This window comes from Pararhizobium sp. PWRC1-1, from assembly GCF_049897905.1.
GTDB lineage: Bacteria > Pseudomonadota > Alphaproteobacteria > Rhizobiales > Rhizobiaceae > Pararhizobium.
The window spans coordinates 16,380-39,254 of sequence record NZ_JAFCXE010000011.1 but is presented as its reverse complement, the minus strand read 5'-3'; the positions used below and the strand labels follow the sequence as shown (position 1 = coordinate 39,254).

Genomic DNA, 22,875 nt, shown 5'->3' with positions numbered 1-22,875 from the left:
GCTCAGGCCGCGCGAAAAGCCATGACGAAGCAGCCCAATGCACCGATCGACGACAGTGTCCGCACATGGTTCCACCAGACCCAATCAACGAGAGTGGTCGATGACCACAGGCGGGCGGCTTCTTCGCTGCCCGCCTGCAATGCTTCGAGCGCGTTGTTCATCGGCACGTTGACGATCATCGTCACCAGAATCACGCCACCGAGAAAGAGCAGCCCACCGGCGATCAGATAGAAACGCGCCGGCCCGCCATAGATGAAACCGCCGGCGGCGAGGACAAGCGCCAGAACCGCCGTTCCCATAAAGGCCAGCAGGAACCAGGGATTGAGGATCACCACATTGATCGCCTGCATGGCGGCAATGCCCTGCTCGGCCGGCAAACGCGCAAGCGCGGCCATAATGCAGACCGAGAAGATGAAGAACAGGCCCGCATTGAGCCCGGCCCCGATCGCGGCCGAAAAGATCAGCCAGGGGAAAAGTGCGGCAATCATTTCGGCCCCTCCCAGACACCGGTCGCCGCCGCGGCACGGACAAAATCGGTAAAGTCGCGCGGCTGGCGGCCGAGCGCCTGGGCAACGCCATTCGTCATGCTCTCGTTGCGGCCATCCAGAACGCTGGTGAAGAGGTAGCGTATCAGCCAGATGTAGTCAGCCGGAATCTGCGCCTCTTCCAGCAGGGCCACATAGTCGCCGATATCGACCGTGGTGAAGCGGATATCGCGTGCCGTCTGCCGGGCGATGTCCGCCACCGCCTCGCCGAATGTTATCAGGCGCGGGCCGGTCACCTCATAGGTCTTGCCCATATGTCCCGGCTCCGTCAAAGCGGCAACGGCAACATCGGCGATATCATCGGCATCGATGAACGGTTCCTTGACCTCGCCGACCGGCAGGATCAGTTCGCCTGCCTGAATGCCGTCGAGCAGGAAAGCCTCGCTGAAATTCTGGAAGAACCAGCTGGCGCTGATGATGGTGTAGCCAACGCCGCACTGCTTCAAAGCCTCTTCTGCCGCCTGCGCTTCATCTTCTCCGCGCCCTGACAGGAGGACCAAGTGCTTCACGCCCTTTTCGGCTGCCAACCGGCAGAGCGTGCCAATTGCTTCGACGGCACCTGGCACAGCAAGGTCCGGCTGATAGCTGACATAGGCGGCATCGACACCGTCAAGCGCGGCGGCCCAGCCCGATGAATCCGTCCAGTCGAACGCCGGAACGGTCGATCGCGACGCAAGCCGCACGTCTTTTCCCTTTGCCATCAGGCGTTCCGCCACCCGGCGCCCGGTCTTGCCACTGCCGCCCAGGATCAAAATCGTTTCGCTGCCCATCATCTCGCTCCCGTTGATACTCAAAACATGAGCTATCCTCACATTTGCTAAATGTGATAAACCCTCGTATTTTGATCGTCAAGCGAAATATCGAAAGGACATAGCTTGACCGTGGACCAGACAGCCCCCTCGCCGGTACCGGAAGAAGACGGGGCGATGCGCAAATCACCGACGCAGAAGCGCAGCCGTGAACGGGTCGAGCATATTCTGGCAAGCGCCTCCCGGTTGATTGCCGAGCGCGGCAGCGACACGATGCGGATGAGCGAAGTCGCCGAGTTGAGCGGCATTTCGATCGGCTCGCTCTACCAGTATTTTCCCGACAAGGCGGCGATCATCCGGACGCTGGCCGAGCGCTACAATGCCATCTCGCGCACCTGCATCACCGATGGCCTCACTGACGTGAAGACGATCGAAGACCTGCAGCAGGCCTTCTCGGCTCTGATCGACGAATATTACGGGATATTCCTGGCAGAGCCGGTGATCCGCGACATCTGGTCGGCGATGCAGGCGGACAAGGCCCTGCGGGAGATCGAGCTTGAGGCAAGCCGGCAGAATGCCATCCTTCTCACTGCCGCGCTGAAGCGCGCGTTGCCGGAAGAGGACTTGGGCAAGCTTCAGGCGTCGGCCTTGCTGGTGATGTATTTCTGCGAATGCGTCATGCGGCTGGCGATCTCGACCGGAGAAACGGAAGGGCGCGTCCTCATCGAGGCCTACAAGCGCATGGCCTATCGAAGCTTCGATGACGCTCCCGCTCCGCGCAGCCCTTGACTCCGGAATATCCACCACCATATAACTGAGCATGTACTCACTCATTGGAATGATCCCTTGGCCCGCCCCTTAAGCGAAGACAAGCGCAACGCCATCCTCGATGCTGCCACGCAAGCCGTGGCAGCACTCGGCATTGGTGCGTCGACCGCCAGGATCGCTAAAGGCGCCGGTGTCGCTGAAGGATCGCTGTTTACCTATTTCAGCAACAAGGACGATCTGCTGAACCAGCTGTACCTTCATCTGAAGTCTGAGTTCAGGGCCATGTTGATCACCGACTATCCCGCCAATGCCAGCGTCAAGGATCGCTGCCGGCACCTGTGGGATCGGTCCATCGACTGGGGCGCGATCAGCCCGGCAAAACGCAAGGCGATGCGCCAACTAAGCGTTTCCGACAAGATCACCGAGGCGACCCGCAAAGCCGGCGCTGAAGGCTTCCGCGACATGGAAGCGATGCTCCACGAGGGTTTTGCCACCGGCGTTCTGCGCCCTCAGCCGATCGCCTTTGTCGGCGGCATCATCGAATCCCTTGCCGAAATGGTCCTCGAATTCATCGCCCGCGACCCGGCCAATATAAAAATCCACAAGAGTGCCGGTTTCGACGCTTTTTGGGGGGCCATCTCGGCCCGATAACATCCTTATTTTTCACCTAAATAATGAGTGAGTAATCATTCATTATTTCATCAACGAAGGAAAATGACATGTCTAAAGTATGGTTGATCACCGGTAGCGCCAGCGGTCTTGGCCGCAACATCGCCGAAGCAGTCCTGAGCCGCGGCGACCGCCTCGTCGCCACCGCCCGGGACCCGCAACGCCTTTCCGCCCTGAAGGACCACTATGGCGATCAGGTCCTGACCGCACCACTTGATGTCACCGATGCTGCGGCGGCCGAAGCGGCGGTGCAACTCGCCGTCGATACATTCGGCAGGCTCGACGTGCTGGTCAACAATGCCGGCTACGGCAATGTCGCACCGTTCGAGCAGACCACGGCCGAAGCCTTCAAGGCGCAGATCGACACCAATTTCTACGGTGTCGTCAATCTCGCCCGCGCCGCCCTGCCGGTCATGCGCAAGCAGCGCTCCGGCCATATCATCAATATCTCCTCGGTCGGCGGCCGCATCGCAACGCCGGGCCTCAGCGCCTACCAATCGGCGAAATGGGCGGTCGGCGGCTTTACCGAAGTCCTGGCGATAGAAGCGGCAGCCTTTGGGGTCAAGGTCATCGCGCTTGAGCCGGGCGGCATGCGCACCAACTGGGGTCACGTGGCGCGCGGCAACGTTCCCACGATCATGCCGGACTATGAACCGAGCGTCGGGGCGATAACGGCCCTGCTCGCAGCCTATGTCGGCAAGGAATTCGGCGATCCCGAAAAAATCGCCCAGGTGATCATCGACCTCGCCGGCCGCACCGATCTTCCCGCCCACCTGCTGCTCGGCAGCGATGCCCTCTACATGTACAAGCAGACCGAAGCCGCGCGCAGCAAAGCCGCCGAGGATTGGGCAGCCGTCAGCGCCTCGACGGATTTCGAGGGCAGCGATTTCTCGGTTTTCGCTGAACACATCTAAGGCTGAACATTCGGGCAGGCGATGGTTCGGATGAAAGTCCGCGCCGCCAGATAAGCTGATAAAGCTATCTGGCAGATCATTGGGGTGTAGAGACGGCACCCCCGAAGTCAGTGGCTGAACGACGGAGCTTTTCAACGATCTCCCTCTTCTCCCCAGCGGGGAGAAGGTGGCGCGTAGCGCCGGATGAGGGGGGCCGAAGGCCACCTCTGTCTGGCTCCGGCTTCGCCGAAGCCCCCTCATCGCCTCGCATCCGCTCGGCACTTCTCCCCGCTGGGGAGAAGAGAAGCCTGCCCTAAGCCCCCGACAAAATACTCTCCGCCGCCTTCTCCGCAATCATGATCACCGGTGAGTTCGTATTGCCCGAAACGATGGTCGGCATGATCGAGGCATCGACCACCCGCAGTTTCGCCAAGCCATGCACCCGCAACTGCGGATCGACCACCGCCATCGTGTCGCTGCCCATCTTGCAGGTGCCGACCGGATGGAAAATCGTCGTGGCGATATCGCCGACGCGACGGATCAGCTCCTCGTCGCTCTGGTATTCCGTGCCCGGCAGCATTTCCTGCGGCCGGTATTTGGCGATGGCACCGGCCTCCATCAGACGGCGCGCGTGACGGATCGAGTTGGTCGCAACGATCCGGTCCCCGGCGGTCGACAGATAGTTTGGGCGGATCTCCGGGGCGACGGAAAGCTCCGGTCCGGCGACGTGCACCGTCCCCCGGCTTTCCGGCCGCAGGTTGCAGACGGACACGGTTACGGCAGGATATTTGTGCAGCGGCTCACCGAGCCGGTCGGTGCTTAGGGGCTGGACATGATATTCGAGATCGGCGGTGGCCACCGCCGGATCGCTCTTGGCAAAGATGCCCAGCTGGCTCGGCGCCATCGACAGGGGACCGGACCGCCGCAGCATATATTCGAGCCCCATGCCTGCCCGGGTGAACAGGTTATGATAGAGCTGGTTCAGCGTCTTGGCGCCCTCGATGCGAAACACCGTGCGGATCTGCAGATGGTCCTGCAGATTTTCGCCGACACCCGCAAGTTCATGGGTTGGTTCGATTCCGGCACGGGACAGCACATCCGGACGGCCGACCCCGGAAAGCTCCAGGATTTTCGGCGAGTTGATTGCTCCTGCCGACAGCACGACCTCGCGGCTAGCGTGGGCGACATGGGTCTGTCCGTTTAGCCGGAACCGCACGCCGGTCACCATCTTGCCGTCGAATTCCAGCCGCTCGGTTTCGGCCCCGGTCAGCACGCGCAGATTGGCCCGCTTCATCGCCGGGCGCAGGAAGGCCTTGGTGGTGTTCCAGCGCAGGCCGCCGCGCTGGTTGACCTCGAAATAGCCCGAGCCTTCATTGTCGCCATCGTTGAAATCGTCGGTTTTCGGAATACCGAGTTCTTCGGCGGCATCGCGAAAGGCATCGAGGATCGGCCAGGACAGCCGCTGCTTTTCCACCCGCCATTCGCCGCCTGCCCCGTGCATCCCCGACTTGCCGCGATAATTGTCCTCGGATTTCAGGAAATAGGGCAGCACGTCGTCCCAGCCCCAGCCGGAATTGCCTGCCTGCCGCCAGCCGTCATAATCCGCCGCCTGGCCGCGCATATAGATCATGCCATTGATCGACGAGCAGCCGCCGAGCACCTTTCCACGCGGATAGGGCAAGGACCGGCCGTTCAACCCGGCTTCTGCCGCCGTCTTCATCATCCAGTCGGTGCGCGGATTGCCCATGCAGTAGAGGTAACCGATCGGCACATGCACCCAGTGATACCGGTCGCTGCCGCCGGCCTCGAGCAACAGGACGCGGTTGTTCGGATCGACTGAAAGCCGGTTGGCGAGAACGCATCCCGCCGATCCAGCACCGACGACGATGAAGTCGTAGCTTCCCGCATCAATCGCTGCATCATTCACACGCATGGTCACGCCGCCACTCCAGCAACAACAGGCTGCACCGCCGTCAGACGCCGCCAGAGCGGTGCCATGGCTTCGGCTATATCGTTATAGAGAGCGTAGCGCCGGGTATAATGCGCCTCAAGCGAGACGTTCGGACGATAATGCCGCTCGGCCTGCACCATGGCCGCCGCACCGGCTTCAAAATCCGCAAAGATACCGACGCCGGTTCCGGCCGCAATCGCTGCCCCCAGCGCACCGGTTTCGCGCGAGCGGGCAACCGTGACGGGGACGCCGAGCACATCGGCAAAGATCTGCGGCCAGATCAGGCTGCGAGCCCCGCCGCCGGAAAGCACCGCTTCGTTAAACACAGCCCCGGCCTTGCGGATCGTCTCGATATGCGCCCGGTGGCCGAACGCGACACCTTCGAGCAGCGCGCGCACCAGATGCCCCTTGGTGTGCCAGCCGGCAATGCCGTAGAAGCCGGCGCGTGCATGGCCGTCCTGCTGGGCGCCGTAGAGATAGGGATGGTAGAGTGGGTCGTCCGCCGCGGTTTCGACAGCCCCGGCCAGTGCGCAGCAGGCATCAAACGGCGAAACACCTTCCGCATGCTCGCCTTCGAAGAACTCCTTGACCAGCCATTCGAGATTGGCTGCCGAGGTGGCGCTGTTTTCCATCGCCATATAGCGGCTGCGATCGAAGGTCGAGGACATGAACACCGGTCCGTCGAGGTCTGGACCGTCGATGATCACCTGGTTGATGCTCCAGGTACCGGCGATGATCGAGGCACTGCCGGTGCGCGTCACACCCGAGCCGAGCGCCGAGGCGACGACATCGAACAGTCCGCCGACTACAGGCGTGCCGGCAGCAAGACCGGTTTGCTTGGCGACCTCTGCCGTCACCGTGCCGGCGATATCGGCGCTTTCGATCAACGGCGGCAGCAGATCCAAACAATCGCCAAGGCCATAGGCCTCCATCAGCGCCTTGTCGTAATGGCGCGCAGCAAGGTCGAGCAGCCCGGCACCCGACATGTCGGAAACTTCGCTGACCCGCTCGCCGGTCAGGCGGTTTACGATGAAATCCTTGGAGAAGAACACCGTGCCGATCCGGCTGAACTGCTCCGGCCGGTGACGCTTCAGCCAGGCGAGCAAGGTCGGCGTCTGCGATGGCCATGGACGCTGGCGGGCAATCGGATAGGTCCGCTCACCGACGCCCGATCCTCGCCATTCATCGACCAGACCGGCCGCCCGCGTATCCAGCGACTGGATGCCAAGCAGCGGAGCGCCATCGCGATCGAGCGCATAGAGACCGTTGCCATGCCCGGCGCAACCGATCGCCGCAATTTCCTCCGGGCGAATCTTGGCCTTTTCGATGCAGGCGCGAATAACCTGCCGTGCATTTGTCCAAAGCTCGTCCAGACCACGCTCGACATGCCCTGGGCTCGGCATGCGGCTATGCCCCTCTTCAGCCGCAGCCGCGATTTCGTTGCCCGCCCGGTCGAAAATCACCGCCTTGATAACGGTGTTTCCGGCGTCGAGCCCCAAAAGATATTGTTTCATTCTGAACCCCTCCCAAGGCTCTGACAGTTTTGCGCGGTTCGTCCAGAAAGCCCAGCGCCGATCCCTCTTCTCCCCAGCGGGGAGAAGGTGGCCCGCAGGGCCGGATGAGGGGGCGACAGGCTCTGAATTAGCCGCCCCTCATCGCCTCGCATACGCTCGGCACTTCTCCCCGGTGGGGAGAAGTGAATTCACCACTTACCCCTGCTGATAAACAGCAAAAGCCTCTTCGCCGCTGGCGTTCTCGTGGATGATCGCCATCAGTCCGCGCACCACGGCACTCGGATTGGCGTGCTGATAGATATTGCGCCCATAGACCATGCCCATCGCGCCCTGCCGCATCAAGGCCGCAGATTTGTCGAACACCGCACGCAGATCTTCCTTGCCGCCGCCACGCACCAGAACCGGGCAGCGGGCTGCCTCGACGACGCGGTGGAAATCCTCGGCATTGTCGGTCGGGTCGGCCTTGACGATATCGGCGCCCATTTCGCGCGCAAGCCGCGTCAGCGTAACGATCTTGTCCGCATCGCCATCGACCATGTAGCCGCCCTTTTCGGTGACCGGCTGCATCACCAGCGGCTCGATCATCAGCGGCATGCCATATTTGTCGCAATCCGCTCGCACGCGAGAAATGTTCTGCACGCACTGGCGAAACAGGTCCGGCTCGTCCGGCAGCATGAACAGGTTGACGACGACGCAGGCCGCGTCCATCTCGAGCGCGCCGATCAGCGGCTCGGCCTCGTTCTGCAGCACCGCCCACATGTCGCGGTGGCGGATGCGGTTATAGGGATTGCCCATATCGATGCGCATGACCAGCGCCGGCTTGTCCTTGCCGGGAACGTTCTGCAACAGGTCCGCCTGGCCGTAATTCATCTGGATCGCATCCGGCGCGGCCGAAACAAGCGCCTTGACCACAGCCTGAATGTCCTCCAATCCGTTGAGGAAGGATGGCTCGTTGCAGACGCCGTGATCGATCGCCACGTCGAGGCAGCGGCCGTTGCCAAACAGCCGGTTCATCCGGACTTTGCTGTTGTGTCGCATTCTGTACTCCTTGGTTCGTTCCTTGCGGAAAGCATGTCTTCATCGACGCCGTAACGTTCGGTGAGAAGGGTGAGAAAACGGGTGCGCTCGCTGGCGCGCTGCGCTGATGTCCAGCGCTTTTCCTGCGCCAGAAGATCGAGAACGGCGTCCATCATGTCGAGCGAGAGTTCGCCCGAGACGGCCAGAGTCGTTCGCCGCAAGAGCAGGTCATCGAGATGTTCGACGGCTTCATCGCGGATCATAAACAGCAATTCGCGCACCGAGTAACTCGCATGGGGCAACGCCGTATCCGGGCCTGCGGCGATGAAGCCGGCAACCACCTCAGCACCGGTGCCATAGCGGGAAAACAGCTCAGCCATACGCACGCCGGAAAGGCCCTTGGCGGTCGCCACGCTGGCAAGCCAGACCGGCGCGTTGGCGGGAAATGCCCGCCCGCCGCCGATTGGCCGGTCGGTCGTCACAACACGGCGTTGCTGCCCCAGCCTTTCCAGCGCCATGTCGGCGGCCAATTCGCCGAACGACCGGAATGTCGTCCACTTGCCGCCGATCATGCACAGCACCGGCGGACCACCATCCCTGGGTTCCACGACCGTGCAAAAATGATCGCGCGGAATACGGCCGGTGAAGCTGTCGGTGCTGGCCGGCAATGGCCGCACGCCGGCAAACTGGAAGACGATTTCCTCGGGCTTGATCTTGATATCCGGCAGCACGAAAGCGAGCGATTGCAGGATGTAGTCCCTTTCATCCGCCTCGCAGCGCACCGTTTCCGGATCATCGACGCGAATATCGGTGGAGCCGACCAGAACCTTGCCGAGATAGGGAAAGAGGATACAGATCCGCCCGTCCTCGTTCTCGTAATAGATCATGTGATCGGCGAGCGCATCGCGCAACGCATCATTGTCGATGATCAGATGCGAGCCCTTGGTGCCGCCCATCAGTGGTGCCGGACGTGCCTCTCGTGAAAAAAGGCTTTGGTTGGCGATATCGATCCAGCCGCCGGTGGCGTTGATGATCAGCGCCGGTTCGATGGCCACAGACGCGCCGCCGATCCTGTCCTCCACACGATACTGGCCATTTTCCGTGCGCCACAGCTCCGCATAGTTCAGCGCCGCGGCTCCGAGCTTTGACGAAAGACCGTCCTGCAACAGTTCGATGCCAAGCCGTTCCGGATGGCTGACCCAGGCATCGAAATAGGTGGCTGAACTCTTGATGCCGGGATGAAGTGCCGGCCATTTTTCAAGCGTCGTGCGGCGGCCGCGAAACTGATGGCGCGGCATCATCGCCCGCTTGCGCGTCAGGAAATCATAGATGCTGAGGCCTGCCTTGATGGCGACCGCACCCCGGCGGCTTGGACGGCGGCTGAGGCCCAGGAACCGGACGATGCCATTTCCGAGACCGGAGAAGATATCGAAGACAGGCACCGTCGTCGGCAGCGGCGCGACGTAATGCGGCGCGTTGCGCAACAGCCGGTCGCGCTCGACCAGCGATTCCTGCACCAGCTTGAATTCACCATTTTCCAGGTAGCGCAGCCCGCCATGCACCATGCGCGACAGTGCCGAACTGGCACCCGAGCAATAGTCGTGCTTCTCCACCAGCAGCACGCTGAGCCCTTGCAGCGCCAGCTCCCGAAAGACGCTGATGCCGTTGATGCCGCCGCCGATGACACACACGTCCACCTTCGGGCTTTGGCGCAGCCCGTCCAATATCTCTTGACGTTCCATGATGGCGATCCGCTACCTGTCCATATCAGTCAGTTTCGCCGCTATGGCCGTATCGATGGCGGCAAGGTCGGCCGCCTCCAGCCGGATGGTCCCGGCCCGCGCATTGTCGATTGCCTGAGCCGGATTGCGCGCCCCGCAGAGCGCAAAGGTCACCCCCGGCTGTGCCAGCGTCCACGCAATCACGGTCTGGGCGATGCTGGCGCCATGCTTTTCCGCGACCGGCCGGATGGCATCGGCAAGCGCCGTTGCCTTCTCACGGTTGCCGACCGAAAAGCGCGGATTGTCCTTGCGCTGGTCGTCGCCGGAAAACACGCGGTCCGGGCCGATGGCGCCGGACAATAGCCCCAGCGCCAGCGACGAATAGCTGAGCGTCGCAATGCCATTGGCTTGGGTCAGCGGCAGGAGATCCACCTCGATCTCACGGTCGATCATGCTGAACCGCTCCTGGATCGCATCGAGACCACCAACCGCAATATAAGCGTTGAGATCGTCCTTGCTGACATTGCTCGCCCCGATCGCCCGGATCTTGCCGGATGTCCGCAAGTCCTCCAGCGCCCGCATCGTCTCCTCGACCGGTGTCGTCGGGTCCTGCCAATGGGTGATGTAGAGGTCGATGTAATCGGTGCCGAGCCGCGTCAGGCTTTCCTCGACCTCGTGCAGGATCGCATCGCGGCCGAGATAGCGGTGGACCGGCTTGCCGTCCTGATCGAAGAAATGGCGGCCTTTTTGCGTATGCCAGACAAGGCCGCATTTCGTGGCGATCACAGCCTTGTCGCGGCGGCCGGCCAGTGCCTTGCCGACGATTTCTTCCGAGCGGCCCAGCCCATAGGCCGGCGCCGTATCGATCAGCGTCACGCCGGCATCAAGCGAGGCCTGGATCGCGGCGATGGATTCGTTTTCATCCGTCCCGCCCCACATCCAGCCGCCGATCGCCCAGGTACCCAACCCGACCGCCGAGGCGGAAACGCCGGATTTGCCGATCTCACGTGTCAGCTGTTGTCCGCTCATGCCCATTTTCCTTCGCCATTCGCCAATGCCAGTACCCGCGCACCCGTCGCCTCGTCGGTCACCAGCGTATCCAGATGATTGCCCCTGAGAACGCTGAGGATCGGCCCGGCCTTGTTTGGCCCGCTCGCCACGCCGATCTTGGTCGGGATCGAGGCGAATTCGGGGAGCGTCAGCGAGACCAGCGACCGGTTGAGGCTGTAGTCGCAGACCTGTCCGTGATCATCGAGCAGATGTGCCAGCAATTCGCAGGAAGCACCTGAGCGCTCGATTGCCGCACGATCGGTACTCGATGACGGATGCAGATCGTAATAGCTCGAATCGTCCGACAGGATCGAACCGATACCGACCACGGCGATCTTTGCCTCGCGCGCCCGTTTGAAGACGTCGGCGACGGAACGCATGTTGATCAGCATGCCGCGCTCGGCCGCACTATCGGCAAACAGCGGCGCATGGATCTGATAGGAGCGCCCGCCGAGCCGATCAGCCATCATTGTCGAAACGTGGTTGACGTCGGTGTAATGTTTGCCCTGGACGCAACCGGTTGCCGGGATTACCTCGACATCGAAGCGGCGCTGCGCCTGCAGTCCGGCCACCACGGCGCTGACGCCCTTGCCGCCGGTAATGCAGATCGTATCGCCGTCCGTGATCTCTTCCAAAAGCAACCGGGCCGCCGCCTCGCCAACCGCCTGAAGTGCTGTCTGCGGATTTTCCGATACGGTCGGCACCACCACGGCGCGGCTGATGCCGCCCAATGCCAGAAGCTGTTCTTCCATATCCACCAGCGGCTCGACCGGCGACTTGATCTTGATCTCGACCAGGCCCAGCTGGCGCCCGCGCTTGATCAGCCGGTTGACGGTGGCGTGCGAGAGACCGAGCTGATCGGCGATCTGCGCCTGCGTCAGTCCTTCGAGGAAATGCAGGACCAGGGCTTGGTGCATCTGCCGGGCGATGACGATTTCCTCGCGCGGCGCATTGGCGGGTTTCAGTTTGGCTATCGGCATATCAGGCAGCCTTCCGCTTGTGCAGGAAATGGTCGATCGAGACGGCAGCGAGCAGAATGCAACCTTTGATCATGTCTTGCCAATAGACGGAGACGTCGAGCAGGATCAGCGAACTGGTGACGACCGAGAGCAGGGCAATCCCGAGGATCGCGCCGAGGATCGTACCCGAGCCGCCATTCAACGAGGCGCCGCCGATCACTGCGGCTGCGATGATGTTGAGTTCCATGCCGACACCGAAGGTCGGCGTCGCGGCGCCGAAGCGGGACATATAGATGACGCCGGCAACACCGGACAGCGTGGCGCAGAGCACCGTCACCCAGAACTTTACCTGGTTGGTCTTGATGCCGGAATAGAGCGCCGCCTTTTCGTTGCTGCCGGTATAGAACACCTTGCGAAAGGCCGTTGCCCGGCGCAGCAGGAAATCGAACAGCACGACGACGGCGACAAAGATCAGGATCACATAGGGGATACCATAGAACGTCCCCTGCCCGATCGCCTTGAACGACGGCGGCAGCGTGAACAGCGACAGCGGCGTGCCCTTGGTGATGATCAGGCAGATGCCGCGCACGATCACCATCGCCGCAAGCGAGGTGATGAAGTGGTTGAGCCCCACGACCGTGACGAAGAAGCCCATGACGCAACCGATCAGGCCACTGGCAATGATGCCGATCAGCGACGCGCTCCAAGGATCGAGCCCCATCAGGAATAGCGAGCCCGACAGCACCATCGAGAAGCAGACGACCGAGCCAACCGACAGGTCGATACCGCCAACGATCAACAGGATAGTCATGCCAACGACGACGATGCCTTCGACGGAGAACGACATCAGCATGGCCCGGAAGTTGCCGAGCGTCAGGAAGTGCGGCGAGGCGAAGCTCATGGCGATGCAGAGCGCCAGGATGATCGCGATCAGTCCCGCCTCGCGCATCGTCCCCAGCCGTTTCCAGCCGGGCGCGCGTGCCTGATGTGCCGTTGTCAACGCGTCCGCCATGACCTTGTCTCCTGCCCCTGCTTGTTCTTTATGCGGCATGCTCTGATGCCTTTGAATTGTTATGACCGCCGACGCCCGACGCAAGCCGCATGATCGCCTCTTCCGTCATCGTCTCGCCCTCGACCACGCCTGCAACCGTGCCCTCGCGGATCACCAGCACCCGGTCGCAGAGACCCAGAAGTTCCGGCAGTTCCGACGAAATGACGACGATGCCGATGCCGGAGCGTGCGAGATCGCGTAAGAGCCGGTGGATTTCCGATTTGGCGCCGACATCGATGCCGCGTGTCGGCTCGTCCATCAGGATAACCTTGGGATTGACCGCCAGCTGCTTGGCAATCGCCACCTTCTGCTGGTTGCCGCCCGACAACGACGAGACCGGCATATCGATGCCGCCCATCCGCACCCCGAGCCGCTTCGTCAAATCCCGCGCACGATCCGCTTCGGCCTTCGAATTCAACAGGCCCAGCGGCCCGGTCAGCGACTTCAGGTCGAGAACGGCAATGTTCTGGGCGATGGAAAGCTCCAGAAAGACGCCGGAACCCTTGCGGTCCTCCGAAAGATAGACGACGCCCGCCTGCACGGCCTGCGCATAGGACCGCGCCCGCAGCCGCTGCCCATGCAGTTGCACCTCGCCTTCCCTCGCCGGCCGCAATCCGCAAATGCCCTCGGCAATCTCGGTGCGGCCCGAGCCGATCAGCCCGCCGACGCCAAGAATTTCGCCTTGGCGCAATTCGAAACTGACGTTGTTGAAGCGATCGCCGTCACCAAGATTGCGGACGCTCAAAATGGTCGCGTCCGTCCTTTCCGTCGACGCCTGCTTTTCCGGATAGAGCTGGGTGATCTCGCGGCCGACCATGCGGCGCACGATATCATCCGGTGTCAGGTCCGCGACATTCTCCGTCGAGACATAGCGCCCGTCGCGAAACACGGTGACCCGGTCGCAGAGGCTGAAAATTTCGGCCATGCGATGGCTGATATAGATGATCGAGATGCCCTGCGCCTTCAGATCGCGGATGATCCCGAACAACACCTGGGTTTCCGATTCCGTTAGTGCGGCCGTCGGCTCGTCGAAGATCAGCACGCGGCAGTCGAGCGTCAGCGCCTTGGCGATCTCGACCAGTTGCTGGCTGGAAATTGGTAGCTCAGCCACCTTCTGGCGCACGTCGATCGGTGCCAGGTGGTTCATCACACCTTGAGCCTCCCGCTCCAGCCTGCCATAGTTCATGAAAGGCGATCGGCGGCGGTTGGTGGCGGCCATAAACATGTTTTCCGCCACCGTCGCATCGGGGCAGAGGGCAATTTCCTGGTGCACGAGGCCAAGTCCGAGCGATTGCGCCACGGCGGGCGACGTCACCTTCACCGGCGCACCATCGACGAGCACGTCGCCCTCGGTCGGCTGCAGTACACCGGCAATGATATTCATCAGCGTCGACTTGCCCGCGCCGTTTTCGCCGCAAAGCGCATGAACCTCGCCCTTCTTCAGGCTGAAGCTCACGTCCGTCAACGCCTTCACGGCACCGAAGTGCTTGCTGACATTGCGGATTTCCAAGACCGGCACCGACGCCATGATAGTCTCCTCCTAACGCTTGCGGTGGCTGTCCGGAGCATCATGCCCCGGACAGCCGGCACAAAGAGCTTACTCCTCGATGCCCTTCGTGCCCCGCCGCTTCAGGTACTTGTCCCAGTAGAAGTCGTCGGCATTGTCGGCGGTGACGATCGACAGACCGTTATCGACAAACGGAATGCTCATCGGGTTGAAGCCGACGCGCTTGGCGTCGTTCATCGGGTCGATCAGTTCCGGATGTTTGGCAAGCCACAGCAGCATGAAGCCCATGTAACCCTGCATGCCCTGGTTCGGGTTGATCGAGCCAAACACTTCGCCCGCCTTGATCATGTCGAGAATGTTGGCGTTGACGTCGGCGCACATCACCAGGATCTTGCCGCCGCTTTCCTTGTTGGCCTGCGACGCGCCGATGGCCGAGTTGGCCTCCGGCATGAACACGGCCCCGAGGTTCGGATTGGCCTGGATGAGGCTCGAAAGCGCCTGATAGGCTTTGGTCGGATCCTGGTTGGAGGCAGCTCGGCCGACCAGCTTCATGTCCGGATATTTTTCGGTCATGCGGGCGATGAAGGCGGCGATGCGCTTGTCATGGTTGTCCTGGCCCGGATTTTCCAAAACGGCATATTCGCCCTTGCCACCCATCTTCTCGGCGATCGCGTCGGCGGCGTAGGTGCCTTCGCGGGTATTGTCCGAGGTGATGAACGAGATGCGCTTGGAGAGCGGCGCATCGGCGGCGAAAGTAACGACAGCCGTGCCCTGGTCGATTGCCCGGTTGATCGGCTCGATGAACGGGTCGGAGTTCATCGGATGGACGAGGATACCGGCAGGGTTCTGCGCCAGCGCCTGGTCGAACGTGGCGATTTGCTTGTTGACGTCATATTCCGGCGTGCCGGTATAGGCGGTCTCGCAGCCGAGCTGCTGGCCCGCCTGCTTGAACATTTCATAGACCGGGAACCAGTATTCGACGCCCGAGACCATGACGTTCATGACGTATTTTTCGCCCGGCTTGCAGCGGAACGGATTGTCCGTTTCGGCGCTTGCAGCGCCGGCGAACAGCGTGGATGCAAGGACCGCCAATGCGGTCGTGCTTAGAAATTTGCGCAAGTTTCCTCCTTGAGGCCGAAGCCCCTCCCAAATACCCGGCAGCGCCTGAGCGGCGGCCCGATGATCCAATGAAGACCGGAGTTCCTCCTCGAAGTCCGGTATGGGCAGATAATCGCAACAGCAAAGCTATGTCAATATAATTCATACTATGAAATATATTTCACATCAAGGGCGCGATGCTACGGAACTGTAGCGCAAGCACGCCTTCGATGCTGGGCGCTTAGAACCTGATTACAATCGCAGGGCCTATTCAAAATATTGCACTGCGTTCAGGCTGTTGTCAGCCGCAAGCTGCAGTGTGACCTCGACAAATGAGGTCCCATATCGATGATCATCAGAGTTTTGAAGTGTAGCGCACTAGTCGCCTTTGCGGGTGTATTGGCATTCGGCGCATATTTTCTGGCCATTCAGGCAACCGGCAATTTTTACGCGGTCGTGCCGGGTGAACTCTATCGATCCAACCAGCCAACCTCAGCCCAGGTCGCCGACTATACCAAGCGCTACGGCATAAAAACCATCGTCAATCTGCGTGGCAGCAGCGAAGATGCTGCCTGGTACAAGGACGAAGTCGCGACGGCCGCGTCCCTTAGCGTCAATCATATCGATTTCAGAATGTCGGCCCGCCAGCAGTTGACGCTGGAGGAAACCCAGAAACTCGTCACCCTGCTGCGCGATGCGCCAAAGCCCATCCTGATCCACTGCAAGTCCGGCGCCGATCGTACCGGCCTCGCTTCCGCGATCTACCTGCACCAGATTGCCAATGCGAGCGAGGATACCGCGGAAGGACAGCTATCCGTTCGCTTCGGCCATCTTGGTATCCCCTACCTGTCATCCACCTATGCAATGGATGAAAACTGGGAAAACCTCGAGAAGACATTCGGCCAGCAAGGCTAACCGTCCCGGCCGGAAGCCGCAACAATCGGCTTGGGTTATGCCGCCGATTTCGCAACACCCCGGTTTTTGGCCGGGCGATTTCGTTGAACCCCTCGACATCCGGCGCATGGCCGTGACTCGTCTTGCACATCTTTTCGATCATCCGCGCCAGCCCCTCGATCCCGGATTGCCAGCCAAAGCGCGCCTTCCCATGTTTTACCAACGGCCCGCTTGATTCCATGCGCGGCTCGCCTGCCGCTTTTCCGCCGTGCCGACAGCAGCATGACAGCCGTCTGAATCTCGCCGTGACAAAACCGGTGTTATCCACTAGGTCTCGGGCCAAGAGGGGTGTCTATCGTTGGGAGGAACGTGTGGGCAGAGCGATACTGACTGCAATTCTGACCGTTTGGGCGCTGATCGCGAGCATTCCCATGGGCGCCGTTCAGGCGGAGGATCAGGAAGAGCTGTCCGTCGTCACCTCCTATCCGCCATCCTTCTTCGAGCCGTTCCGCAAAGCCTTTGAGGCAGACAACCCCGGCATCCGCACCACGATCATCCAGCGCAACACCGCAAGCGCCAGCCGCTTCATCCTCGAAAAGCGCGGCACCTCGGCCGACATCTTCTGGGCCTCTTCGCCGGATTCCTTCGAACTCTTGAAGCAGAAACACGAGCTGAGCAAGATCGCTGCACGGCCGACCGGCGCGCCGGAAAAAGTGTTCGGCTATCCGGTCAACGACCCCGAAGGCTATTATCTCGGCTTCGCGCTGTCCGGTTACGGCATCGTCTACAACGCCTCCTATCTGGCGCAGAACAAGCTGCCGGTTCCGAAAAACTGGCAGGATCTGCTGAACCCGGTCTATTCCGGGCATATCGGCATCACTTCGCCCTCCCGCTCCGGCACCACCCACCTGATCATCGAGGCCTTGCTGCAGACCTATGGCTGGGAAAAGGGCTGGGCCATGCTGTCGCAAATGGGCGGCAACCTCTCGACCGTGACAGCGCGCAGCTTCGGCGTGGCCGCAGGTGTCGCGCAGCGGCGCTTTGGCATTGGCATCACCATCGATTTTCTCGCCAAGGCGCCCGATTTTGCCGGTGGCGACAACATCGACAACATCTTCGTGCTGCCGCCGGATTCGGTTTATGTGCCGGCCAGCATCGCCATCCTGTCACGCGCCCGCAATAAGAAGGCGGCGGAACGTTTCGTCGATTTCCTCCTGTCGCCGAAGGGCCAGGCGCTGCTGCTCGATCCCGCCATCGGCCGCATTCCGCTTGCCGCGCATTTGCCAACCGCGGCGGGTGCAGACGGCGAAACCGAGGGCCTGTTCAAGTCCAAGGCCTTCGATCCGCGCCTGTCGGCCGAGCGCTACGGCCTGATCAACCTGATCTTCGACGACTATATCGTCCGGCGGCGCGCAACATTGGCGCGCCTGTGGAAAAGGCTGGCGCAGCTGGAAGCCCTCGACAACCAGCCCGACCGCGCAAGCACGCTGGCCCGCGCCCGCCGTCTTCTCGGAACACCGCCGTTGTCGGCGCGGGAAGCCGAAACACTGGATCGATCGCTGAAGGCAGCCTTGCCGCGCGGCATGGCACGCTCGCCGCGGCAGATGCAGATGGCCCGCGACCTGCGCAACACGATCGAACACAATCTGGCGATGGTCGAAAACCTGCTGCTCACCGCCTCACCGCCGCGTGACGATATCGGTCTCAACAGGTATCCGCGATGATGGACGCCCGTTTACCCGTCAACACGGCAGTCCGAGACTGGCGGCTTGGTATCGGCGCCCGTCTTGTCGCCGCCTTCGTCACCATCGTCGGCCTTGCCGTCGGCGCCTGCTTGGTCGGCTGGCTCTCCTATGAGCGGCTTTCGGGAGAGCTTTCCCGCATCGTCGAAGATCAGATGCCGAAGCTTGCTTTTGCTTCCCGGCTCTCCAAGGCCGGCGCCGATATCGGCTCGGTCACCGCCGTCCTGACCGGCGCGGAAACCCGCGCCGAATACGAGGATATCCGCCGAACCTATGCCGCCCGGCTGAAGGCGCTGGAAAGCCTGCTGGAAACCAACGCGGCACCGACCGCCTCCTCGGCCGACCTTCTGCCGCTCGCCAGCGCCATCCGCGACAACCTGCGGCAGATCGATCTTGCCGCGGGAAAACGCTTCACTCTGATGGAGGCGATGCGCTCCGATGTCGACGAGCTACGCTGGGTCCAGGCCGATCTCCTGGAAGAAGCCGATCCGCTCGTCGACGATATCCGCTTCAACATCGAAACCGAGACGCGCAAGGGCGCCGGTGCTGCAGCCCTTGAGGAGCAGCGCAAGAGCGAGGCGCTGCTGACGGCGCTGTCGCAGGCCAATCTCGCCACCGGCCTGATCGCCCGTCTCGTCAATGCCACGACGCTCGACGAGTTGCAGGAGGCCAATGCCTTTCTCGGCGATAGCGCGGATGAACTGGCAAGCCGGCTCGCCACGCTGGAGACCTGGCCTGACAGCATTACGGTGCGCCAGCTCGCCGGCCGCATCCTGCAGCAATCGAACCCGGCCACGGGCATTCCCAACCGCAAGCGCTCGGAAATGCAGGAGGCCGGCGAACTGGCCGCACTCGCCACCGAAAACAACCGCCTCGTCGGCGATCTCGGCCGCCTGATCGAATCGGAAGTCGTCGCCATCGAGAAAAGCGCCGATGCCGCAGCCGCCCGCGCTGCCGCTGCGATCGAAACCGGCAGAGCCCTCTTGGCGGCAATTGCCGTTCTGTCGGTCATCCTCGCCGTTGCCATCGGCTACCTCTATGTCCACCGCAACCTGCTAACCCGCATCCGGTTGCTCGCTGCTGCAGCCGTTGCCATGAGCGAAGGCAAGCCCGCAACGCAGATTCCCGCGGCCGGGCTGGATGAACTTGGCGATCTCGCCCATGCGTTGATGCTGTTTCGCCAGGCCCGCGACGAGCTGGTGCAATCCGCCAAGCTCGCGGCCCTTGGCCAGATGGCGGCCGGCATTGGTCACGAACTCAACCAGCCGCTCGCCGCGATCAAGGCCCATATCCACAGTGCCAAGACCTTGATCGAACGCGACAGGAGCGAGCAAGCGCTGGTCAATCTCGGCAAGATCCGGGACCTGACCGGCCGGATGGCCGATCAGATCAGCCATATCCGCCGTTTCGCCCGCCGCCCGCAATCCCACTCCCACACCGTCAATCTCGCAGAGGTGGTACACGAAGCGCTGAGCCTTCTCGAACATCGGTTCGAGGAAGAGGGTGTAAAACTGACGCTGACGATTGCGCAAGGCGATAAAATGGAGGTCCTGGCCGAACCGATCCGTCTTGAACAGGTCGCCGTGAACCTAATCAGCAATGCCCTCGATGCGGTCAAGGGCCTGGAAAACCGAACCGTCACCGTCGATGTCAGGCAGACCGGTGAAGGTGCATCACTGATCGTCGGCGATACCGGAAAAGGCATTGCCGCCAAGGACCTTCATGCCGTATTCGATCCGTTCTTCACCACCAAGCCTGCCGGCTCCGGTCTGGGTCTAGGCCTGTCGATCTCCTACAATATCGTCAAGGATTTCGGCGCCAGCATCTCGGTGCTGGACACGGGACCGGACGGCACCCGCTTTATCGTTTCCCTGAAGGGAGTGGAATGACCGCCGCCACAGATATCATCCTGATCGATGACGATCACAGTGTTCTGGATGCTTGCCGCGAGGTTCTCGAGCTGGAGGGTTTTCAGGTATCTCCCCATAGCTCGATGGCATCGGCGATGGCAGAACTGCGCGCCGATACCGGCGCCGTCATTGTCTCAGACGTACGTATGCCCGGCGGCGATGGCTTCGACCTTCTGGCCGCCGTCCGCGCCGTCGATGCAGAAATCCCGATCGTTTTGATGTCCGGCCATGGTGATGTGCCGATGGCGCTGCGCGCCATGCGCGACGGTGCCTGGGACTTTCTTGAAAAACCCGCCGACCCGCTGCACCTGATCGAGACCGTCCGCCGCGCCCGCGATCATCGACGTCTGCTCTTGGAAAACCGGCGGCTGCGGCTGATTGCCGATACCGACGGCTGGGAAACGCGGCTGATCGGCCATTCCGCCCCGATGGTTGCCTTCCGGGAAAAGCTGAAGAGGATCGCCGGCGCATCTACCGACGTGCTGGTCATCGGCCTGACCGGCACCGGCAAGGAAGTCACCGCCCGCGCACTGCACGATTTCAGCGGCCGCAAGGGCCGTTTCGTTGCCGTCAATTGCGGCGCCATCCCCGAAACCATGCTTGAATCCGAGCTGTTCGGCCATGAAGCCGGGTCCTTCACCGGCGCGCGCGAACGGCGGATCGGCAAGATCGAGCATGCCAATGGCGGCACGCTCTTCCTCGACGAAATCGAATCCATGCCGCTGATCGCACAGGTGCGGCTTCTGCGCGTGCTGCAGGAACGGGTGATCGAACGGCTGGGTTCCAATGACGAGTTACCGGTCGATATCCGCGTCGTCGCCGCAACCAAGGCTGACCTGCACGGACTTGCCGCGCAGGACAAGTTCCGCGAGGATCTCGCCTACCGTCTCGACATCGCCCGCGTCGAAATCCCGCCGCTCTCTGCCCGCAAGGGCGATATCAGCCTGCTGTTCCATCACTTCCTCGATCTTGCCGCCAAACGGCAGGGCCGCACGCCGCCGAAGATCGATGTCGCGATCCTGTCCGAACTCGACCGCCGCCCGTGGCCCGGCAATGTCCGGGAACTGCGCAATGTCGCGGAGCGCTTCGTGCTGGGGCTTGAAGAAAGCACAGCACCGGAGGTTACTGCCCGCCCGCTGGCGCTGGAAGAACAGATGGACAGCTTGGAGCGCTCGATCATTCTCGACTGTCTGGCCAGCCAGGACGGCCGGGTCTCAGCAACGGCGGACGTCCTCGGCATATCCCGCAAGACGCTTTATCTGAAAATGCGAAAACACGGCATCGCCGCCAAGGGCGACGAGGAATAATGTTACCGGCGTTACCCATCGGTTGACCCCGATGTTACCCGCATGACCCGTGTCACCTGGCCAAAACCCTTGTTTTCCGGGCTTTTGGCAACTGGCACACCGCTTGCTCCAATCAAGACAGCCGCCGAACAATGGGCGGCTCTATTGGGAGGAGATACCTATGTTGAAGACCATTGCCGCGGCAATGCTGATGTCGGCTGCGTTTATCGTCACCGCATATGCAGAAGGCGGAAAAGTGACCATCGTCACCTCGTTCTCCAAGGACGTGACCGATCCGTTCAAGGCAGGCTTTGAAGCCGGCAATCCGGGCTTCACGCTCGACGTGCAGAACAAGAGCACCAGCTCCGGCGTCAAATATGTCGATGAAACCAAGTCGAACAACCAGGTCGACCTGTTCTGGGCTTCGGCACCGGACGCATTCGACAACCTCAAAGGCCGCAACCTGCTAACCAAGTTCAAGCCCTCCGTTACCGGCCTGCCGGAAAAGGTCGGCTCCTATCCGGTCAACGATCCCGATGGCTTCTATTTCGGCTTTGCAGCCTCCGGCTACGGCATCATGTCGAACGACCGTTATCTGGAAGCCAACAGCCTGCCGAAGCCGGTCGAATGGAGTGATCTCGTCAAGGCGGAATATCACGATCACATCGCCATCGCCGCACCGTCGCGCTCCGGCACCACGCACCTGACCATCGAAACCATCCTGCAAGGCGAAGGCTGGGACAAGGGCTGGGGCACCCTGAAGGGCATCGGCGGCAACCTCCAGCAGGTCACCGAACGTTCTTTCGGCGTTCCGGATGCCGTCAATTCCGGCCAGACTGGCATCGGCATCGTCATCGATTTCTTCGCCTTCTCGGCCCAGGCCAGCGGCTTTCCGGTCAGCTTCTCCTATCCGTCGGTAACGACGGTCGTTCCGGCCAATATCGGCATCATCGCCAACGCTCCGAACCAGCCGGGTGCAGAAGCCTTCGTCAACTACCTCCTGTCTGAAAAGGGCCAGGCCGTTCTGCTCGAACCGGCAATCCGCCGCCTGCCGATCAACCCGGCCCTCTACGAAAAGGCGCCTGAAGGCTTCCCGAACCCCTTCAAGGATCCGCGCTTCCAGTCGATGATCACCTTCGATTCCGATACGTCGAAGAAGCGCACTGACGTGGTCGATACGCTGTTCGACCAGCTGATCTCCTTCCAGCTCGACAATCTGAAGGGTGCCACCAAGGCGATCCACGACGCTGAAAAGGCGCTGGCCAGCAATGACCAGCCGGAAGCCCGCGCTCTGCTGACCGAAGCACATGCCCTGATCGCCGCCATGCCGGTCACGGCGGACGAAGCAGCCAGCCAGCAGATCCGCGACGCCTTCACCGGCGGTGAGCAGAAGACCGCCCGCCAGGCCGAACTTGAGCAGCAGTGGGCCGCCTTCGCGTCCGAGAAATACGCTGCCGCCAAGACCAAGGCCGAGGCAGCCCTGGCTCTCGTCGACTGATAGCGGCGACATGAACCGGCCGCTTGTCTGGTGGCAAGCGGCCACTTTTCACA

The 22,875-nt window shown here is 61.8% G+C and carries 19 protein-coding genes; 8 read left to right on the top strand and 11 right to left on the bottom strand.

The window, feature by feature from the left end; translation table 11 throughout:
* Positions 1-2 precede the first annotated feature (2 nt).
* On the bottom strand, positions 3-485 hold the full coding sequence (locus tag ACP7E0_RS17660; RefSeq protein WP_426126676.1) for a DUF1772 domain-containing protein: 483 nt from the start codon (positions 483-485) through the stop codon (positions 3-5).
* A complete protein-coding gene (locus tag ACP7E0_RS17655; RefSeq protein WP_426126407.1) occupies positions 485-1,339 on the bottom strand; it encodes an NAD(P)H-binding protein in 855 nt (284 codons plus the stop codon). Before ACP7E0_RS17655 ends, ACP7E0_RS17660 begins: the two co-directional genes overlap by 1 nt.
* Positions 1,340-1,471: 132 nt before the next feature.
* Here ACP7E0_RS17655 and ACP7E0_RS17650 point away from each other — a divergent pair, with 132 nt between their 5' ends.
* From ACP7E0_RS17650 to ACP7E0_RS17640, 3 genes are all read left to right on the top strand, one after another.
* Entirely contained in the window at positions 1,472-2,083 is a 612-nt protein-coding gene (locus tag ACP7E0_RS17650) for a TetR family transcriptional regulator (protein ID WP_426126674.1), read from the top strand.
* Between the two features lie 57 nt (positions 2,084-2,140).
* Positions 2,141-2,713: a TetR/AcrR family transcriptional regulator gene (locus ACP7E0_RS17645; RefSeq protein ID WP_426126406.1), complete on the top strand. Its 573-nt coding sequence runs from the start codon at positions 2,141-2,143 to the stop codon at positions 2,711-2,713.
* 68 nt (positions 2,714-2,781) lie between these two features.
* Positions 2,782-3,645 carry an SDR family NAD(P)-dependent oxidoreductase gene (locus ACP7E0_RS17640; RefSeq protein WP_426126404.1) on the top strand — a complete coding sequence of 288 codons (864 nt, stop codon included), beginning with the start codon at positions 2,782-2,784 and terminating at the stop codon, positions 3,643-3,645.
* A 292-nt stretch (positions 3,646-3,937) separates the two neighbouring features.
* Here ACP7E0_RS17640 and ACP7E0_RS17635 read toward each other — a convergent pair whose 3' ends face one another.
* The 9 genes from ACP7E0_RS17635 to ACP7E0_RS17595 form a co-directional block, all read right to left on the bottom strand.
* A complete protein-coding gene (locus ACP7E0_RS17635) occupies positions 3,938-5,557 on the bottom strand; it encodes a GMC family oxidoreductase (RefSeq protein WP_426126672.1) in 1,620 nt (539 codons plus the stop codon).
* A gap of 2 nt (positions 5,558-5,559) precedes the next feature.
* Positions 5,560-7,089 carry an FGGY-family carbohydrate kinase gene (locus ACP7E0_RS17630; RefSeq protein WP_426126402.1) on the bottom strand — a complete coding sequence of 510 codons (1,530 nt, stop codon included), beginning with the start codon at positions 7,087-7,089 and terminating at the stop codon, positions 5,560-5,562.
* 195 nt (positions 7,090-7,284) lie between these two features.
* Entirely contained in the window at positions 7,285-8,127 is an 843-nt protein-coding gene (locus tag ACP7E0_RS17625) for a class I fructose-bisphosphate aldolase (protein ID WP_426126400.1), read from the bottom strand.
* Entirely contained in the window at positions 8,100-9,848 is a 1,749-nt protein-coding gene (locus tag ACP7E0_RS17620) for an FAD-dependent oxidoreductase (protein WP_426126398.1), read from the bottom strand. Before ACP7E0_RS17620 ends, ACP7E0_RS17625 begins: the two co-directional genes overlap by 28 nt.
* A gap of 12 nt (positions 9,849-9,860) precedes the next feature.
* Positions 9,861-10,856, bottom strand: coding sequence for an aldo/keto reductase (locus ACP7E0_RS17615; protein ID WP_426126396.1), 996 nt, complete (start codon positions 10,854-10,856; stop codon positions 9,861-9,863).
* Positions 10,853-11,857: a sugar-binding transcriptional regulator gene (locus tag ACP7E0_RS17610; RefSeq protein WP_426126394.1), complete on the bottom strand. Its 1,005-nt coding sequence runs from the start codon at positions 11,855-11,857 to the stop codon at positions 10,853-10,855. The genes ACP7E0_RS17615 and ACP7E0_RS17610 overlap by 4 nt, the downstream gene beginning before the upstream one ends.
* A gap of 1 nt (position 11,858) precedes the next feature.
* The gene (locus tag ACP7E0_RS17605; RefSeq protein ID WP_426126393.1) at positions 11,859-12,848 is read right to left on the bottom strand and encodes an ABC transporter permease; all 990 of its coding nucleotides are present in this window, start codon (positions 12,846-12,848) and stop codon (positions 11,859-11,861) included.
* Between the two features lie 28 nt (positions 12,849-12,876).
* On the bottom strand, positions 12,877-14,415 hold the full coding sequence (locus tag ACP7E0_RS17600; protein WP_426126391.1) for a sugar ABC transporter ATP-binding protein: 1,539 nt from the start codon (positions 14,413-14,415) through the stop codon (positions 12,877-12,879).
* Positions 14,416-14,484: 69 nt separating this feature from the next.
* Positions 14,485-15,513, bottom strand: a complete 1,029-nt coding sequence (locus ACP7E0_RS17595) for a substrate-binding domain-containing protein (RefSeq protein ID WP_426126390.1) — start codon at positions 15,511-15,513, stop codon at positions 14,485-14,487.
* A 327-nt stretch (positions 15,514-15,840) separates the two neighbouring features.
* Here ACP7E0_RS17595 and ACP7E0_RS17590 point away from each other — a divergent pair, with 327 nt between their 5' ends.
* The 5 genes from ACP7E0_RS17590 (at position 15,841) to ACP7E0_RS17570 (ending at position 22,822) form a co-directional block, all read left to right on the top strand.
* Positions 15,841-16,407, top strand: coding sequence for a dual specificity protein phosphatase family protein (locus tag ACP7E0_RS17590; RefSeq protein ID WP_426126388.1), 567 nt, complete (start codon positions 15,841-15,843; stop codon positions 16,405-16,407).
* Positions 16,408-16,757: 350 nt separating this feature from the next.
* Positions 16,758-18,110, top strand: coding sequence for an ABC transporter substrate-binding protein (locus tag ACP7E0_RS17585; protein ID WP_426126386.1), 1,353 nt, complete (start codon positions 16,758-16,760; stop codon positions 18,108-18,110).
* On the top strand, positions 18,107-20,017 hold the full coding sequence (locus tag ACP7E0_RS17580) for an ATP-binding protein (RefSeq protein WP_426126385.1): 1,911 nt from the start codon (positions 18,107-18,109) through the stop codon (positions 20,015-20,017). The genes ACP7E0_RS17585 and ACP7E0_RS17580 overlap by 4 nt, the downstream gene beginning before the upstream one ends.
* Entirely contained in the window at positions 20,014-21,345 is a 1,332-nt protein-coding gene (locus ACP7E0_RS17575) for a sigma-54-dependent transcriptional regulator (protein WP_426126383.1), read from the top strand. Before ACP7E0_RS17580 ends, ACP7E0_RS17575 begins: the two co-directional genes overlap by 4 nt.
* A 160-nt stretch (positions 21,346-21,505) precedes the next feature.
* The gene (locus ACP7E0_RS17570; RefSeq protein ID WP_426126381.1) at positions 21,506-22,822 is read left to right on the top strand and encodes an ABC transporter substrate-binding protein; all 1,317 of its coding nucleotides are present in this window, start codon (positions 21,506-21,508) and stop codon (positions 22,820-22,822) included.
* Positions 22,823-22,875 lie beyond the last annotated feature (53 nt).

Coding starts and splice junctions, on each gene's coding strand:
- ACP7E0_RS17650 (WP_426126674.1), top strand. CDS start 1,472: ATGCGCAAATCACCGACGCAGAAGCGCAGCCGTGAACGGGTCGAGCAT.
- ACP7E0_RS17640 (WP_426126404.1), top strand. CDS start 2,782: ATGTCTAAAGTATGGTTGATCACCGGTAGCGCCAGCGGTCTTGGCCGC.
- ACP7E0_RS17635 (WP_426126672.1), bottom strand. CDS start 5,557: ATGCGTGTGAATGATGCAGCGATTGATGCGGGAAGCTACGACTTCATC.
- ACP7E0_RS17630 (WP_426126402.1), bottom strand. CDS start 7,089: ATGAAACAATATCTTTTGGGGCTCGACGCCGGAAACACCGTTATCAAG.
- ACP7E0_RS17625 (WP_426126400.1), bottom strand. CDS start 8,127: ATGCGACACAACAGCAAAGTCCGGATGAACCGGCTGTTTGGCAACGGC.
- ACP7E0_RS17620 (WP_426126398.1), bottom strand. CDS start 9,848: ATGGAACGTCAAGAGATATTGGACGGGCTGCGCCAAAGCCCGAAGGTG.
- ACP7E0_RS17615 (WP_426126396.1), bottom strand. CDS start 10,856: ATGAGCGGACAACAGCTGACACGTGAGATCGGCAAATCCGGCGTTTCC.
- ACP7E0_RS17610 (WP_426126394.1), bottom strand. CDS start 11,857: ATGCCGATAGCCAAACTGAAACCCGCCAATGCGCCGCGCGAGGAAATC.
- ACP7E0_RS17605 (WP_426126393.1), bottom strand. CDS start 12,848: ATGGCGGACGCGTTGACAACGGCACATCAGGCACGCGCGCCCGGCTGG.
- ACP7E0_RS17600 (WP_426126391.1), bottom strand. CDS start 14,415: ATGGCGTCGGTGCCGGTCTTGGAAATCCGCAATGTCAGCAAGCACTTC.
- ACP7E0_RS17590 (WP_426126388.1), top strand. CDS start 15,841: ATGATCATCAGAGTTTTGAAGTGTAGCGCACTAGTCGCCTTTGCGGGT.
- ACP7E0_RS17580 (WP_426126385.1), top strand. CDS start 18,107: ATGATGGACGCCCGTTTACCCGTCAACACGGCAGTCCGAGACTGGCGG.
- ACP7E0_RS17575 (WP_426126383.1), top strand. CDS start 20,014: ATGACCGCCGCCACAGATATCATCCTGATCGATGACGATCACAGTGTT.
- ACP7E0_RS17570 (WP_426126381.1), top strand. CDS start 21,506: ATGTTGAAGACCATTGCCGCGGCAATGCTGATGTCGGCTGCGTTTATC.